The organism is Bacillus sp. SW14 (assembly GCF_047608225.1).
In the GTDB taxonomy this organism is placed as follows: Bacteria; Bacillota; Bacilli; order Bacillales; family Bacillaceae; genus Bacillus; species Bacillus subtilis_G.
In genome coordinates this window covers 2,448,349-2,463,319 of the sequence record NZ_JBLKRW010000001.1, presented here as the reverse complement: position 1 = coordinate 2,463,319, position 14,971 = coordinate 2,448,349, and the positions used below count along the sequence as shown (strand labels likewise).

The following is a 14,971-nucleotide window of genomic DNA, read 5'->3' as shown; positions in this document are numbered from 1 at the left end:
TGTTTAGTCTTAGAAAACATTGAAATATCAAGGTTTTTAGGGTTGTGTGTTTATTTTAAAATCTAAAATAACACCACTTATGAGATGGAAAAGATGTTCAAACGGCTTTTTTGTACTGATTTGGGGTAATAAATTATAAGAAACTGTTATAAACGTGTGAACAGTGTTAAAGCCTAATACTTAGACATAGCCTTCAGTACAACAAGTTTATTTACAAATAATTTAAATTAAAGTATATTTTTGGGTAAGGGGGGTGGAAACATGGCATGTGGTCCAAATATGATTATCGTTTTGGATGAACTTGAGGATCCGAATGTAAAAATAATTTTAGAATGCAGAATTTAAATTAACTCATTGTGTTTTGCTTCTTGTTCGTGTGAACAGGAAGTTTTTGAATGATGAAAGGAAAATACTTGTTTTTGTCCGCTTTTATAACTGGTAATGTCAAAATATAAGGAGTTATGGAATTCTATCATCTATCATCGATTCTATTATTCCACTCATCATTTTACATTTTCTTATGGACTATCTGCCAAATTAGATGATAAGAATGATATAAAAGCAAAAAACGCTTAAATTATCCTTTCACCTGCTTACTCATACAAACGGTTACCCTTGAAATTAGGCCAGAATATGAATCTCCTAATCTGCTCTTAATGAAAACAACAAACATTCAAGGATCCACAGATAGATCAGTCGGAAAACAGTATAACATATTTTTACATAAACTAAAAAAGCCCTTTTCCAGCGGAAAGGACCTTCTTTTTCATCAAGTTAACTCCTGAGATTCGCCGAAGCTTTCTCTTTTTTCGGCCAGATAAAATAGCTGGCGGTAAAGAGAAAATCAATGCCTATGACGACTGTCCATATTTTAAGTATGCCGCTTAATGCCTCGGTTCGGGCAGTATCATTGATGAAATAGATCATCCCCGCTAGTAATCCCGCCCCAATAAGATATGCCAGCACGTGTCTTATCCAGCCTTTAGCATAGTGTTTGGCGTGATTCATTCCATAGCGTTTCAGCGGCTTGGATCCTTGTTTTGCCACATAATATTGAAATCTTTCATCCGCCCATTGAATCATTTGTTTTCCAAAAGCGATCGATATACCGATATAAACAGCCGCAATCCCATGGGCTGCAGTCGCTGAGGCTCCTCTGTAAAGGTCTACAGCAGTTGCCGCTAATAAAATCAAATCAATAATTGGGGTTAAAGCAAAGAATAGCAGTCCTAATCTATGTTGTTTGAATAGGTAACGTACAGCAAGCCCTAAAACAATCACAACCCAAAACGCAATTTCACAGAAGACAATCATCCATGCGATAACGTTCAATTCATTCCCCTCTTTTCAATACAGTTGTATTATTTAAATCATATGTTATCATCTTTATTTTTATAATACAACTGTATTATAAAAATTGCTCTCTTCTTTTTTTCTTGTTACAATAAAGCTATGCCAAAACAAATTGACCATGAGAAAAGAAGAAAACAAATTGCAGAAGCGACGTGGCGGGTCATTTTAGAACGGGGGATGGAGGGAGCCTCAGCCAGAAACATTGCAAAGGAAGCAGGATTGTCATTAGGTGCACTTCGCCATTATTTCTCTACACAGGATGAACTGCTTGTTTTCGCAATGAAACTTGTTCAAGAAAAGGTGATGGCCCGTATTGAGCACATTGCAATGAAGGATGTGCCCCCTAAGGAAAAAGTGTTACATATTTTGCTTGAAATTGTCCCAACGAATGAAGAAACGATTAGAGAGATGGAGGTGTGGTTTGCTTTTACGGTTTACGCCAGACATAAAAAGGATAGGTTTGATGCGAATCATGACGGGATTTACAGGGGAATGCGGAATGTGATTGCCTATTTAGCTGAATTCGATTTACTGAAGCAGGATGCTGATAAAGACATTGAAGCTGAGAGACTTTACGCGCTGATTGACGGCTTGGCTTTACATGCGATGCTTGACCATGTGCGAGTAAATAAAGACCGGATCGAACGTGTCATTATGCAGCATATCGAATCAATTTGCGTGGAAGAAACTTATGAGACAGAAGAAAGAAATCCCTAAGACGCGTGCGAAAAAGCTATTTTCAAAAGAATAGCTTTTTTATATGCGGAAAGAACAAGAATCTCTGAAAAAAATGGAAAATAAGCATGCCGTTTGGTAAAGTGGAATGAAAGACGGACTCGGGCTGAACAGTTTACCGATCTTTCATTTAAGAACTTTACTTGATAGGGAATGATGTAAATGAATCTTACTTATAAAGTACATCCGATTAAAACAAGATATCAAGGCTGGACGAATTATTGCTATATCATTGAAGATATTGTAAGCAGATCTGCAATTGTTGTTGACCCCTCATGGGAACTGAGTAAAATAACAACTAAACTTTCCGAGCTTGAGACTGAATTAACAGCAATCATATTGACACATTCTCATTATGATCATGTAAACCTGGTCGAGCCGCTGACGAAGATGTTTAACGCTCAAGTTTATATGTCAAAAAAAGAAATTGATTATTATCAATTCCGGTGCAGCAATTTAATTGGCTTGCATGATCAACAGACGATCAGCATAGGAAACATGAGAGTGCAATGCCTTCTCACTCCGGGGCACACAGCCGGAGGAATGTGTTATTTGTTTTCCGAGAGTATTTTTACCGGAGATACGGTTTTTACAGAAGGATGCGGCATATGCGAGGGTGATGGCAGTTCTGCGGAAGAGATGTTCAGAAGCATTCAAAGGATTAAGTCGGAGGTTTCGACCTATGTACGAGTGTTTCCTGGCCACTCATTTGGCAAAACGCCCGGCCATACGATAGAGGATCTTTACCAGTATAATATTTACTTTCAAATTGATAATAAAGAACATTTTGTGAAATTTCGCACCCGTAAAAACCAAAAAGGTATTTTTGATTTTAAATAAGTCTTTTGAATCTATTGTCCTGTTTTCCTTCGAATATCTAAATGATCAGTAATGTTTAAAATGATTATATAGAAGGATTTGATTTGTTTTGAATAAGGCTCTGGAGAAAAGATAAAGCGCATTCTCCTCATATCCACGCCCTATAAGTGATACGGGTCATTTTTCTTATGTTCTGCTATAGCCTCTGATCCTTTATGCCCTAATTGAAAAAAATAGGAAAACAATCAAGTGAACTGTAGGAAAAATTAACTTGACGTTAATATTTACAGAGGTTACCATCAACATGAACATGCTACTATTTATCCGGTCATCACTATTTTTTATAAAATCATACAGAAGTGCATCATATTTACTAATCGGAAGGGTGGCTTTGAGAGAATGATCACATATGTTTTTCCGGGTCAGGGTTCGCAGAAACAGGGAATGGGCAGCGAACTATTCGATGAATTTAAAGAACTGATGGCTCAGGCAGATGAGATCCTAGGATATTCAATTAAACGTCTTTGCATAGAAAATCCTTATTCTAATTTAAACAAAACGCAATTTACACAGCCGGCTTTATATGTGGTAAACGCATTAAGCTACCTGAAAAAAATCCGTGAAGCGGGTGCTAAGCCCGACTTTGTCGCCGGGCACAGCTTGGGTGAGTACAATGCGTTATTTGCAGCGGAAGCCTTTGATTTTGAGACAGGTTTAAAGCTTGTCAGAAAAAGAGGCGAGCTGATGAGCATGGTGAGCAACGGCGGCATGGCAGCTGTTATGGGATTAAATGAAGAGCAGGTTGCAAGTGCTCTGAATCAATATGATTTACACAATGTTGATATCGCTAATGTGAACGCCCCATATCAAATTGTGATTTCAGGCAGAAAAGATGATATTGAAAAAGCCGCATCTCTTTTTGAAACGATGACTGAAGTTACAATGGTACTCCCCTTAAACGTAAGCGGCGCGTTTCATTCCAAATACATGAATAAAGCGAAAGAAGAATTCGAGCAATTTCTTCATACCTTTCATTTTTCGCCTCCGTCTATCCCGGTTATTTCTAATGTGTATGCCAAACCGTATACATATGAATTAATGAAGCAGACGCTGGCCGATCAAATCAACCATTCAGTGAAATGGACGGAGAGCATAAACTACTTAATGAAAAAAGGCCAACTAGAGTTTGAGGAAATAGGGCCTGGAAATATTTTAACAGGGTTAATTCACCGTATAAAGAAAGATGCGGAAGCAATGTCCCGCTGAAAATGATGATCCCTAAGATCATGCACCGCTAAAGGCAGGCTAGAAATAGATTTCCTTTTAGTCAAGGTATAAAGTTTTAGAGGTGCAATCGTTCGTTCGACACTGTTTCTAAATAAATAACTTTATATACTGTTACATAATGAGGCTGATATAACATGTCCTCACCATATTAGACATTTGAACTATGTCAGTCAGCCGGCAAATGGATGCCAAACCATCGTTCTCACATCTAGATGGTCTCTTTTTCACCGCACCCAATCATTCATAGAGCCGATGTTTTTTGCTGATCCTGTCAGCATGTTATACCAATTTAGAAATATCAACATACATCTACGACCACTTCATAATAGATCCGCATCCAGAGCACCAAAACAATCTTCCTAAAATTCCATTATGTCATTTCATTAAATAATCGGATTTCACTCGCTGCTGTGTATCTTTTACAGCATACATGGAAATGAGAAATCAAAATAGCCGTCATAAATATAAAAAAAAGTAGGTTATGCATATGAATGAACCGCTCGTTTTTATGTTTTCCGGACAAGGTTCCCAGTACTATCATATGGGGAAGGAATTATTTAAGGAAAATACCGTGTTTCGCCAGTCGATGCTTGAAATGGATGCCATTGCAGCACGGCGAATCGGCACATCCATTGTTGAAGAAATCTATCATCCCGCTAAACGTGTGTCAGATCCGTTTGACAGCATTCTTTTGTCCCACCCTGCAATCTTTATAATTGAATACTCCTTATACAAGGTTTTGGCAGATAGGGGAATCTACCCTGATTACGTATTGGGATCAAGTCTGGGAGAATTCGCAGCAGCAGCTGTTTCTGGTGTGTCAGACGCAGAGAATATACTGAATTGCATACTTGAACAGGCCATTTTAATCCAGAAATCCTGCGATAAAGGAAAAATGCTGGCCATTCTTGATCATCCGCAATTACTGAAAGACCATCCGCAGCTGTTTAGAGATAGTGAACTCATCTCTATTAATTATGATTCGCATTTCGTCATTTCTGGTGAAGAAGAAAACATAAAGCAGATCATGGAGGTTTTAAAAGAGAAGCAAATTCTTTGCCAGCAGCTGCCTGTGTCCTATGCCTTTCATTCTTCGCTTATTGATCCGGCAGAAAGTGTCTATGCAGAATTTTTAAGTTCAATCTCTTTTAAAAACCCGTCAATACCAATGGTTTCGAGTCTAACGGGGGGCTGTCTTCGCGAAATAGACAAGCATTTCTTTTGGGATGCGGTTAGAAAGCCAATGAGATTTCGCGAAGCGATTGGATATTTAGAAAGCCAGCATACATGCCGGTTTATCGATTTAGGGCCATCCGGCACCTTAGCTGCTTTTGTGAAACAGCTGATTCCGGGTGATTCAGCTGACCGCTGCTGCTCGATCATCACACCATTTCATCAGGAGCTGAAAAATCTGAATACGGTTGAGTGTTTCCGTACACCAGAAAGGAAGTTTACAAGATGATTACATATGTTTTTCCAGGACAAGGATCCCAGAAAAAGGGAATGGGACAAGGACTATTTGAACAATATCGGCATTTGACTGATCAAGCAGATCAAATTTTGGGCTATTCAATAGAAAAGCTCTGTACCGAAAAATCCTATTTTGATGTAAACCATACTGAATACACGCAGCCGGCTTTGTACGTCGTCAATGCACTCAGTTATTTGAAGAGACTGGAGGAAACCGGCAGAAAACCTGATTTTGCGACAGGACATAGCTTAGGAGAATACAATGCGTTGTTTGCAGCGGGGGCATTCGATTTTGGAACCGGATTAAAACTTGTCAAAAAAAGAGGCGAACTGATGGGACGAATTACAGGAGGCGGAATGGCTGCTGTGATCGGGCTGAATAAGGAACAAGTTACAGCCGTTTTAGAAGAGCACCGTCTCTATGACATTGATGTGGCAAATGAAAATACGCCTCGGCAGATTGTGATCTCCGGCCAAAAAAAAGAGATTGAAAAAGCCGGAACGGTTTTTGAAAACACCAAGGATGTAAAGCTATTTCACCCTTTAAACGTAAGCGGAGCTTTTCATTCCAGATATATGAATGAAGCAAAACAGGAATTTAAGCAATTTATTGACTCATTCCTTTTTGCGCCTTTATCTGTCCCTGTTATCTCCAATGTCTATGCAGAGCCCTATCAACAGGACAGGATAAAAGAGACCTTATCTGAACAAATGGTCAGCACAGTGAAATGGACGGACAGCATACGTTTTCTGATGGGAAGAGGAGAAATGGAGTTTGAAGAGATCGGGCCTGGAACTGTTTTAACCGGCCTCATCCAGCGGATTAAAAATGAAGCAGAACCGTTAACACATGCACCCGAAAAGAACCTTGCTTCCCGTCATACGTTCAGTGCGCATTCAAAGGAACAAGCAGAAGCGGCTGGACATCGACCTCAAGTTCAAGCTGGAATTACGGCAGAATCTTTAGGAAGTGCTGAGTTTAAACAGGATTATCAACTTACATATGCTTATCTTGCAGGAGGAATGTACCGCGGCATTGCTTCGAAAGAAATGGTAGTAAAGCTGTCAAAAGCAGGAATGATGGGGTTCTTTGGTACAGGCGGCCTGAGTCTGAATGAGGTTGAAGAGGCGATCCTCACTATTCAAGAAGAATTAGGGGAAGGACAAGCCTACGGCATCAATCTCGTCCATAATATGAAACATACTGAATCAGAAGAAAAAATGATTAACCTTTTATTGAAGCATCAAGTGAGAAATGTGGAAGCTTCAGCATTTTTAAGTGTCACTCCCGCATTAGTAAGGTATCGCGCAAAAGGAGTAAAACGAAACTCTAATGGCGAAGTCATTTGCTCAAATCGTCTCATTGCGAAAATATCGCGGCCGGAAGTTGCAGAATCATTTCTGAGTCCTGCGCCTGAGAATATGCTGCAAAAGCTTTTAGGAGAAAATAAAATCACAATGAATGAAGCTGAGTTGTTGCGTAACATTCCGATGGCTGATGATATTTGTGTGGAAGCTGATTCAGGCGGCCATACAGATGGAGGTGTGGCATACAGCCTGATGCCGGCGATGACGTCATTAAGAGATGAAATGATGAAAAAATATCAATATCCGAAAAAAATTAGAGTTGGTGCAGCTGGAGGAATTGGAACGCCTGATGCAGCGGTGGCAGCTTTTATGCTTGGTGCTGATTTTATTGTAACAGGCTCAATCAATCAATGTACGGTTGAGGCGGCGACAAGTGATAAAGTAAAGGACTTGCTTCAACAGATGAATGTACAAGATACAGCCTACGCGCCTGCGGGTGATATGTTTGAATCGGGCAGCAAAGTGCAAGTGCTGAAAAAAGGCGTGTTCTTTCCGGCGCGGGCAAGCAAGTTATATGAACTGTACCAGCGATACGGGTCAATACGTGAGCTGGATGCAAAGACGTTGACTCAGCTGGAGGAGAAATACTTCAAACGCAGTATAGAAGACATCTATAAAGATATGACATTGCATTATCCCGAGGCAGAAATTGAGAAGGCTGAACAAAATCCGAAGTATAAAATGGCTCTGATTTTCCGATGGTACTTCAGATACAGCTCCAACTTGGCAATCAGCGGAAGCGAACATTCGAAGGTCGATTATCAAATTCACTGCGGTCCGGCGCTGGGAGCCTTTAATCAATGGGCCAAAGGTTCTGAATTAGAAAACTGGCGCAATCGCCATGTGGATGAGATCGGAAAAACATTAATAACAGAAACGGCAGCATTGCTTCATGAAAGAATGCAATCAATGTATCAATCTTCGTTTTAAAAGACAGTATAAGATTGATAGTTTGAATATTACGAAAATACACCTATAAAAAGTACTCAAATGAATCCTTGAAGGAGAGAGCGCGTTATGGATAAACAGAGAATCTTTGAAGTGTTAGTCACCAATATTTGCGAGGTGCTTCCTGAATTAGACGGACACAGATTCGAGCCTGAAGATCAGTTAGTTGAGTTAGGAGCTGATTCTGTAGACAGAGCTGAAATTATCACAATGGTGCTAGAGGATTTATCATTAAAAATTCCCCGCATTGAGCTGTCTGGGGTGAAAAACATCGGCGAGTTGGCTGAGGTGCTTTATGACAAAGTGCAAACTGTCTGAGGTGGTGGTGACCGGTGTAGGCGTAACGGCTGCTATCGGTCAAGGGAAAGAGGCCTTTGCTTCTTCGCTGCTGTCCGGCAGGCATGCCTTTGATGTTATGAAGCGTTCGGGCAGACAAAAAGACAGCCGGTTTATTGGAGCTGAAATTGCGACATTGTCTTATCCCGACCGGCTTTCTAAAAAATTATTAAGAAAAGCGTCATTTTCCAGCCGTGCTGCATTGGTGACTCTCTCAGAGGCTTGGGAGGAAGCTGCATTAAACGAAGTCGATTCCGCACGTATCGGACTGGTAGTCGGTGGGTCAAATTTTCAGCAGAGAGAAACCTTACAGCTTTATGAAAGTTATCAAAATCGCTCTGGTTTTATTTCGCCTGCGTATGGCTTGTCTTTCATGGATAGCGACCTTTGCGGATTATGCACAGATCAGTTTGGCATTACAGGCTTAGCTTATACCGCGGGAGGAGCCTCGGCCAGCGGCCAGTTAGCAGTGATTCATGCGATTCAGCAAGTCTTGTCAGGCGAGGTAGATATTTGCATAGCGCTTGGTGCATTAATGGACCTTTCTTATATGGAATGCGAGGCGCTTAGGGCTTTAGGCGCTATGGGAACGGACAAATTTGCGGAGGTGCCTGAAAAAGCGTGCCGGCCCTTCGATCAGAACAGAGACGGGTTTATTTATGGAGAATCGTGCGGCGCATTGGTGATAGAACGAAAGGAGACCGCTGTCCGCCGAGGTGTCAAGCCTTATGCAGCGTTGTCTGGATGGTCAATCAAACTAGACGGGAACCGGAATCCCGATCCTTCTTTAGAAGGGGAGATTCATGTCATCCAGGAGGCGCTGGAGCGTGCCGGCCTTTCACCAGAAGACATTGATTATATTAATCCCCATGGCACAGGTTCTTTTATTGGAGATGAAATTGAATTAAAGGCGTTGCATGCGTGCGGGCTTTCCCACGCTTATATTAACGCAACAAAATCGATAATCGGGCACGGCCTCAGCGCCGCAGGCATTGTAGAGGTGATTTCTGTTTTGCTGCAAATGAGAAAATCTGCCCTGCATCCGAGCCGGAATTTGGATCATCCAATTGATGATACTTTTCATTGGGTAAATGAGAAATCGATTTCATACCGCATCAAAAATGCGCTGAGCTTAAGCATGGGATTTGGCGGAATGAACACCGCGGTTTGTATACAAAACATTGAGAAATGTGGAGGCGAATCATAAATGGTTTCAGCCGGAATAGAAGCGATGAATGTCTTTGGCGGAACGGCATACCTTGATGTCATGGAACTTGCCAAATATAGACACTTAGATACTGCCAGATTTGAAAACTTATTAATGAAAGAAAAAGCGGTAGCGCTGCCTTATGAAGATCCTGTGACCTTTGGAGTCAATGCAGCTAAGCCGATTATTGATGCTTTATCCGAAGCCGAGAAGGACCGTATTGAATTGCTGATCACTTGTTCTGAATCCGGGATCGACTTTGGGAAATCGTTAAGTACATATATCCATGAATATTTAGGCCTGAACCGCAATTGCCGTTTGTTTGAGATTAAACAGGCATGTTATTCAGGAACTGCAGGATTTCAGATGGCGGTCAATTTTATATTATCCCAGACGTCTCCGGGTGCCAAAGCACTGGTTATCGCCAGTGATATTTCACGTTTCTTAATCGCCGAGGGCGGAGACGCTTTAAGTGAAGACTGGTCTTATGCTGAACCGAGCGCCGGAGCGGGAGCGGTGGCCATTTTAGTAGGCGAAAATCCCGAGGTGTTTCAAATAGATCCCGGAGCAAATGGCTATTACGGCTATGAAGTGATGGATACGTGCCGTCCTATTCCCGATAGTGAAGCGGGAGATTCTGACCTGTCTTTAATGTCATATCTGGATTGCTGCGAACAAACCTTTCTGGAATACCAAAAACGTGTACCCGGTGCAAGTTATCAGGACACGTTTCAATACCTTTCTTACCATACACCTTTTGGCGGGATGGTGAAAGGTGCGCACCGAACAATGATGCGTAAGGTGGCGAAGGCGAAAACAGCTGATATTGAATCGGATTTTTCAAATCGTGTAAAGCCAGGTTTAAACTATTGCCAACGGGTTGGAAATATTATGGGAGCTGCCTTGTTTCTGGCGTTGGCCAGCACGATAGACCAAGGGCGGTTTGATTCGCCTAAACGAATCGGCTGTTTTTCCTACGGATCAGGCTGCTGTTCTGAATTTTACAGCGGTATTACAACTCCGCAAGGCCAGGAACGCCAGCGCTCATTTGGCATTGAGAAGCATTTAGATCGCCGATATCAGCTCTCAATGGAAGAGTATGAGCTGCTGTTTAAGGGGAACGGGATGGTGCGGTTCGGAACGCGCAATGTAAAGCTGGATGTTGAGATGATACCGGGCATCATGCAGTTTACTCAAGAGAAGCCGCGCTTATTTTTAGAAGAAATTTCTGAGTTTCATCGGAAGTACAGGTGGATCTCGTGACCTATCAAACGATAAAGGTCCGCATTCAAGAGTCGGTTTGCTATATCACCTTTCACCGTCCTGAAGCGAATAATACGATTAATGACACACTCATAGAAGAATGTTTACAAGTGTTAAACCAATGTGAAACATCATCGGTTACGGTTGTTGTGTTAGAAGGGCTTCCCGAAGTATTTTGCTTCGGGGCGGATTTTCAAGAAATGTATCAGGAAATGAAAAGCGGCAGGAAACAGGCAAGCTCCCAAGAGCCTCTCTATGATTTGTGGCTGAAATTGCAGACAGGCCCTTATGTCACGATTTCGCATGTCAGGGGAAAAGTGAATGCCGGCGGCCTTGGTTTCGTATCTGCCACAGATATTGCCATAGCTGATGAAACGGCGTCATTCAGTCTCTCTGAGCTGTTATTCGGTCTGTACCCGGCTTGTGTTTTACCGTTTCTGATCCGCCGGATCGGCTGGCAAAAAGCACATTATATGACGCTAATGACAAAGCCGATTTCCGTACAGGAAGCCAGTGAATGGGGGTTAATAGATGCCTTTGATGTCCAAAGTGAGGTGCTGCTGAGAAAGCACTTATTGCGTTTGCGGAGGCTGAATAAAAAGGGGATCACCCGCTATAAACAGTTTATCAGCTCACTTGATCATCAAGTCAGCCGTTCGAAATCCATCGCTTTAACTGCAAATCAAGACATGTTTTCTGATCCTCAAAACCAGATGGGAATCATCAGGTATGTTGAAACAGGGCAATTCCCATGGGAGGAACAGTAATCATTTGAAAAGATGACAATCAGAACCGTTAGGAGGACATCATGACGCATTCTGTTGTAGAGCTCATCGAAGTTGAGCCCGCTATTATTCAGGTAAAAATGCATGACCGCACTCATAAAAACGCGTTTTCACAAGAACTTACAGACGGTTTAATTCAAGCGTTTGAATTCATTCGGAAGAAACCCAATTATAAAGCAGTCATTTTGACAGGGTATGATAACTATTTTGCTTCAGGAGGAACGCAAGAAGGGCTGCTTCGAATTCAGGAGGGGTTGACCAAGTTCACGGATGACAATCTTTATTCGCTGGCGCTGGATTGCGAGATTCCAGTCATCGCGGCAATGCAGGGACACGGAATTGGAGGCGGCTTTGTCATGGGGCTTTTTGCTGACATTGTCATTCTGGCCAGAGAGAGTGTGTATACGGCTAATTTTATGAAATACGGATTTACGCCTGGAATGGGCGCTACCTTTATCGTTCCTAAAAAACTGGGGTTCAGCCTGGCTCAGGAAATACTAATGAATGCGGGCAGCTACCGCGGAGCTGATCTCGAAAAAAGAGGGGTTCCCTTTAAAGTCCTGCCTCGTGCGGAAGTATTAGATTATGCGGTGGAACTGGCGCATGATTTCGCGGAAAAGCCGAGAAACTCATTGATTACATTAAAAGACCATTTGGTTGCCCCGCTTCGTGAGCAGCTGCCTCACGTCATAGAACAGGAATTGATGATGCACGAGAAAACATTTCATCATGAGGAAGTCAAAATGAGAATCAAAGGTTTGTATGGAAATTAACCAGAAATCCACATGAAAATTTGCAGATTAAATGGAGGCAGCGCGATGAGAAATAATGATAATACACGCATTTTAGCTAATCCTTCTGTCAGCTACGGTGAGCCTTTACATCTATCTGAAGAGCAGCCGGCAACAATACCTGAAGTTTTATACAGAACTGCTGCTGAGCTCGGGGATACAAAGGGAATCATTTATTTGCAGCCGGATGGAAAAGAAGTGTATCAATCATATGGACGATTGTGGAATGATGCACTGCGTATCGTAAAGGGGCTCCGGCAATCAGGCCTGAAAGCAAAACAAAACGTGATTTTGCAGCTTGGCGACAATTCTCAGCTTCTCCCTGCGTTCTGGGGGTGTGTTTTAGCAGGAATTGTTCCGGCTCCGTTAGCCGTTCCGCCAACGTACGCTGAATCGAGCAGCGGGACTCAAAAGCTGAAAGACGCATGGACGCTTCTTGACAAGCCGGCGGTGATTACAGACCGGGACATGCACCAGGAAATGATCGATTGGGCAAGTGAACAAGGCCTTGAAGGATTCCGTGCAATTGCTGCGGAAGATCTGCTCAGTGCCGAGGCAGAGACGGACTGGCATCAATCCAGTCCTGAAGACTTAGCGCTTTTATTGCTGACTTCAGGCAGTACGGGAACGCCAAAAGCGGTTATGCTTAATCATCGAAATATTATGAGCATGGTAAAAGGGATTATTCAAATGCAAGGCTTCACCAGAGAAGATGTCACGTTTAACTGGATGCCGTTTGATCATGTCGGAGGCATCGGAATGCTGCATTTGCGGGATGTCTATCTAGGCTGCCAAGAAATTAACGTCTCAAGTGAAACGATCTTAATGGAGCCGCTGAAATGGCTGGATTGGATTGATCATTACCGTGCTTCTGTTACGTGGGCACCGAATTTTGCGTTCGGTCTTGTCACTGATTTTGCAGAAGAAATGAAAAACAGGAAATGGGATCTGTCCTCAATGCGTTACATGCTCAATGGCGGTGAAGCAATGGTCGCCAAGGTAGGGCGCAGAATGCTTGAGCTTTTAGAACCCCATGGACTGCCTGCTGATGCGATCCGGCCTGCATGGGGAATGTCCGAAACGTCATCCGGCGTTATTTTCTCTCATGAATTTACCCGGGCTGCAACAAGTGACGATGATCATTTTGTCGAAATCGGTTCTCCAATCCCTGGATTCTCTATGAGAATAGTGAATGACCATAATGATTTGGTTGAGGAAGGCGAGATTGGCCGTTTTCAAGTTTCGGGTCTTTCCGTTACAAGCGGTTATTACCGGCGCCCGGATTTAAATGAGAGTGTGTTTACGGAAGATGGATGGTTTGAAACCGGAGACCTTGGCTATTTGCGAAATGGGCGCTTAACCATTACAGGACGCACCAAAGATGCAATTATCATTAATGGCATTAATTATTACAGTCATGCGATTGAGTCTGCTGTTGAAGAATTAGCGGAAATCGAAACTTCTTATACTGCTGCCTGCGCAGTCCGCGTGAATCAGAATTCAACGGATCAGCTGGCTATCTTCTTTGTTACTTCCGCAAAAATGAATGATGAGCAGATGTCTCAGCTTCTTAGAAACATACAATCCCATGTCTTACAGGCGATCGGCGTCACCCCGGAATATTTGCTGCCGGTACAAAAAGAAGAGATTCCGAAAACGGCTATCGGAAAGATCCAGCGCACCCAGCTGAAAACGTCATTTGAAAATGGAGATTTCGATTACTTGCTTCATAACCCCAACCGGATGAACGGGGCGGTCCAAGACGAGGACATGCAGCAAGCAGATCATGTGAGAAGAATAAGGGAAGAGATACAGGAGCATCTGCTCAGCTGTTTGGCTGAGGAACTGCACGTTTCCCGCGATTGGGCGGAGCCAAATGCTAATATCCAGAGCCTTGGAGTGAATTCTATCAAGATGATGAAGCTCATTCGCTCGGTCGAGAAAAAATACCGTATCAAACTCACAGCCAGAGAGATACATCAGTATCCTACGATTGAACGCTTGGCTGGCTATCTATCTAAACAAGAAGATATCAGCAGCATCTCTGATGACACAGCGGGTACTGACACATCTAAAACGGAACCGGAAAAGAGTCAGGCAGCTTTTCAGCCTCTGTCTGAGGTGCAAAAAGGATTGTGGACATTGCAAAAAATGTCACCTGAAAAAAGTGCCTATCATGTACCTCTCTGTTTTCGATTTTCGTCAGGGCTTCACCTTGAAACATTACAAGAGGCTTTCGGCTTTGTATTCCAACAGCATCCGATCTTAAAGCATGTCATCCGAGAGAAAGACGGAGTGCCATTTCTTACACATGATCCAGCGCTTTCACTTGAAATCAAGACAGAAGACATCTCAGGAATGAAAGAGTCTGACATTCCTTCTTTTCTTAGAAAAAAAGGAAAGGAACCATATGTAAAGGAAAACAGCCCGTTAGTGCGTGTCATGAGTTTTTCCAGATCTGAACAAGAGCAGTTTTTACTAGTTGTCATTCACCATTTGATTTTTGACGGGGTTTCGTCTGTAACATTTATACGCAGTCTGTTTGACAGCTATAAGCTTCTTTTAGAAGGACAGCAGCCGGAAATAACTGTTTCTCCTGCCATTTATCA

The 14,971-nt window shown here is 42.5% G+C and carries 12 protein-coding genes and 1 pseudogene (1 of these 13 cut by a window edge); 12 read left to right on the top strand and 1 reads right to left on the bottom strand.

Going from position 1 to position 14,971, the window contains the following annotated elements; genetic code table 11:
• Window positions 1-774: 774 nt before the first annotated feature.
• Entirely contained in the window at window positions 775-1,332 is a 558-nt protein-coding gene (locus tag ACMX2I_RS12675; RefSeq protein WP_414957128.1) for a hypothetical protein, read from the bottom strand.
• Window positions 1,333-1,452: 120 nt separating this feature from the next.
• On the opposite strand from ACMX2I_RS12675, the gene ACMX2I_RS12670 reads away from it, so the two are divergent.
• The 12 genes and pseudogenes from ACMX2I_RS12670 to ACMX2I_RS12615 form a co-directional block, all read left to right on the top strand.
• Window positions 1,453-2,070, top strand: a complete 618-nt coding sequence (locus tag ACMX2I_RS12670) for a TetR/AcrR family transcriptional regulator (protein WP_289347306.1) — start codon at window positions 1,453-1,455, stop codon at window positions 2,068-2,070.
• Window positions 2,071-2,250: 180 nt separating this feature from the next.
• A complete protein-coding gene (locus ACMX2I_RS12665) occupies window positions 2,251-2,928 on the top strand; it encodes an MBL fold metallo-hydrolase (protein ID WP_087991457.1) in 678 nt (225 codons plus the stop codon).
• Window positions 2,929-3,039: 111 nt separating this feature from the next.
• Window positions 3,040-3,310: pseudogene (locus tag ACMX2I_RS12660) on the top strand (hypothetical protein).
• Window positions 3,307-4,173 (top strand): ACP S-malonyltransferase, encoded by an 867-nt coding sequence (fabD, locus tag ACMX2I_RS12655; RefSeq protein WP_414957127.1) that lies wholly within the window; start codon window positions 3,307-3,309, stop codon window positions 4,171-4,173. The pseudogene ACMX2I_RS12660 and the gene fabD (ACMX2I_RS12655) overlap by 4 nt, the downstream one beginning before the upstream one ends.
• A 508-nt stretch (window positions 4,174-4,681) precedes the next feature.
• Complete coding sequence (locus ACMX2I_RS12650) at window positions 4,682-5,656, top strand: acyltransferase domain-containing protein (protein WP_414957126.1); 975 nt, start codon at window positions 4,682-4,684, stop codon at window positions 5,654-5,656.
• On the top strand, window positions 5,653-7,962 hold the full coding sequence (gene fabD, locus ACMX2I_RS12645) for an ACP S-malonyltransferase (RefSeq protein ID WP_414957125.1): 2,310 nt from the start codon (window positions 5,653-5,655) through the stop codon (window positions 7,960-7,962). The genes ACMX2I_RS12650 and fabD (ACMX2I_RS12645) overlap by 4 nt, the downstream gene beginning before the upstream one ends.
• A gap of 87 nt (window positions 7,963-8,049) precedes the next feature.
• Window positions 8,050-8,298 (top strand): acyl carrier protein, encoded by a 249-nt coding sequence (locus ACMX2I_RS12640; protein ID WP_087991461.1) that lies wholly within the window; start codon window positions 8,050-8,052, stop codon window positions 8,296-8,298.
• Complete coding sequence (locus ACMX2I_RS12635) at window positions 8,276-9,523, top strand: beta-ketoacyl synthase N-terminal-like domain-containing protein (RefSeq protein WP_414957124.1); 1,248 nt, start codon at window positions 8,276-8,278, stop codon at window positions 9,521-9,523. The genes ACMX2I_RS12640 and ACMX2I_RS12635 overlap by 23 nt, the downstream gene beginning before the upstream one ends.
• Window positions 9,524-10,786: a polyketide biosynthesis 3-hydroxy-3-methylglutaryl-ACP synthase PksG gene (pksG, locus tag ACMX2I_RS12630; protein ID WP_414957123.1), complete on the top strand. Its 1,263-nt coding sequence runs from the start codon at window positions 9,524-9,526 to the stop codon at window positions 10,784-10,786.
• Complete coding sequence (locus ACMX2I_RS12625; RefSeq protein ID WP_394714958.1) at window positions 10,774-11,553, top strand: enoyl-CoA hydratase/isomerase; 780 nt, start codon at window positions 10,774-10,776, stop codon at window positions 11,551-11,553. The genes pksG and ACMX2I_RS12625 overlap by 13 nt, the downstream gene beginning before the upstream one ends.
• A gap of 41 nt (window positions 11,554-11,594) precedes the next feature.
• Complete coding sequence (locus ACMX2I_RS12620; protein ID WP_414957122.1) at window positions 11,595-12,344, top strand: polyketide synthase; 750 nt, start codon at window positions 11,595-11,597, stop codon at window positions 12,342-12,344.
• A gap of 45 nt (window positions 12,345-12,389) precedes the next feature.
• Window positions 12,390-14,971, top strand: the beginning of a protein-coding gene (locus ACMX2I_RS12615) for an amino acid adenylation domain-containing protein (protein ID WP_414957121.1). It continues 12,541 nt past the right edge of the window; 2,582 of the gene's 15,123 nt are visible here — the first part of the coding sequence; its start codon is at window positions 12,390-12,392; its stop codon lies off the right edge, out of view.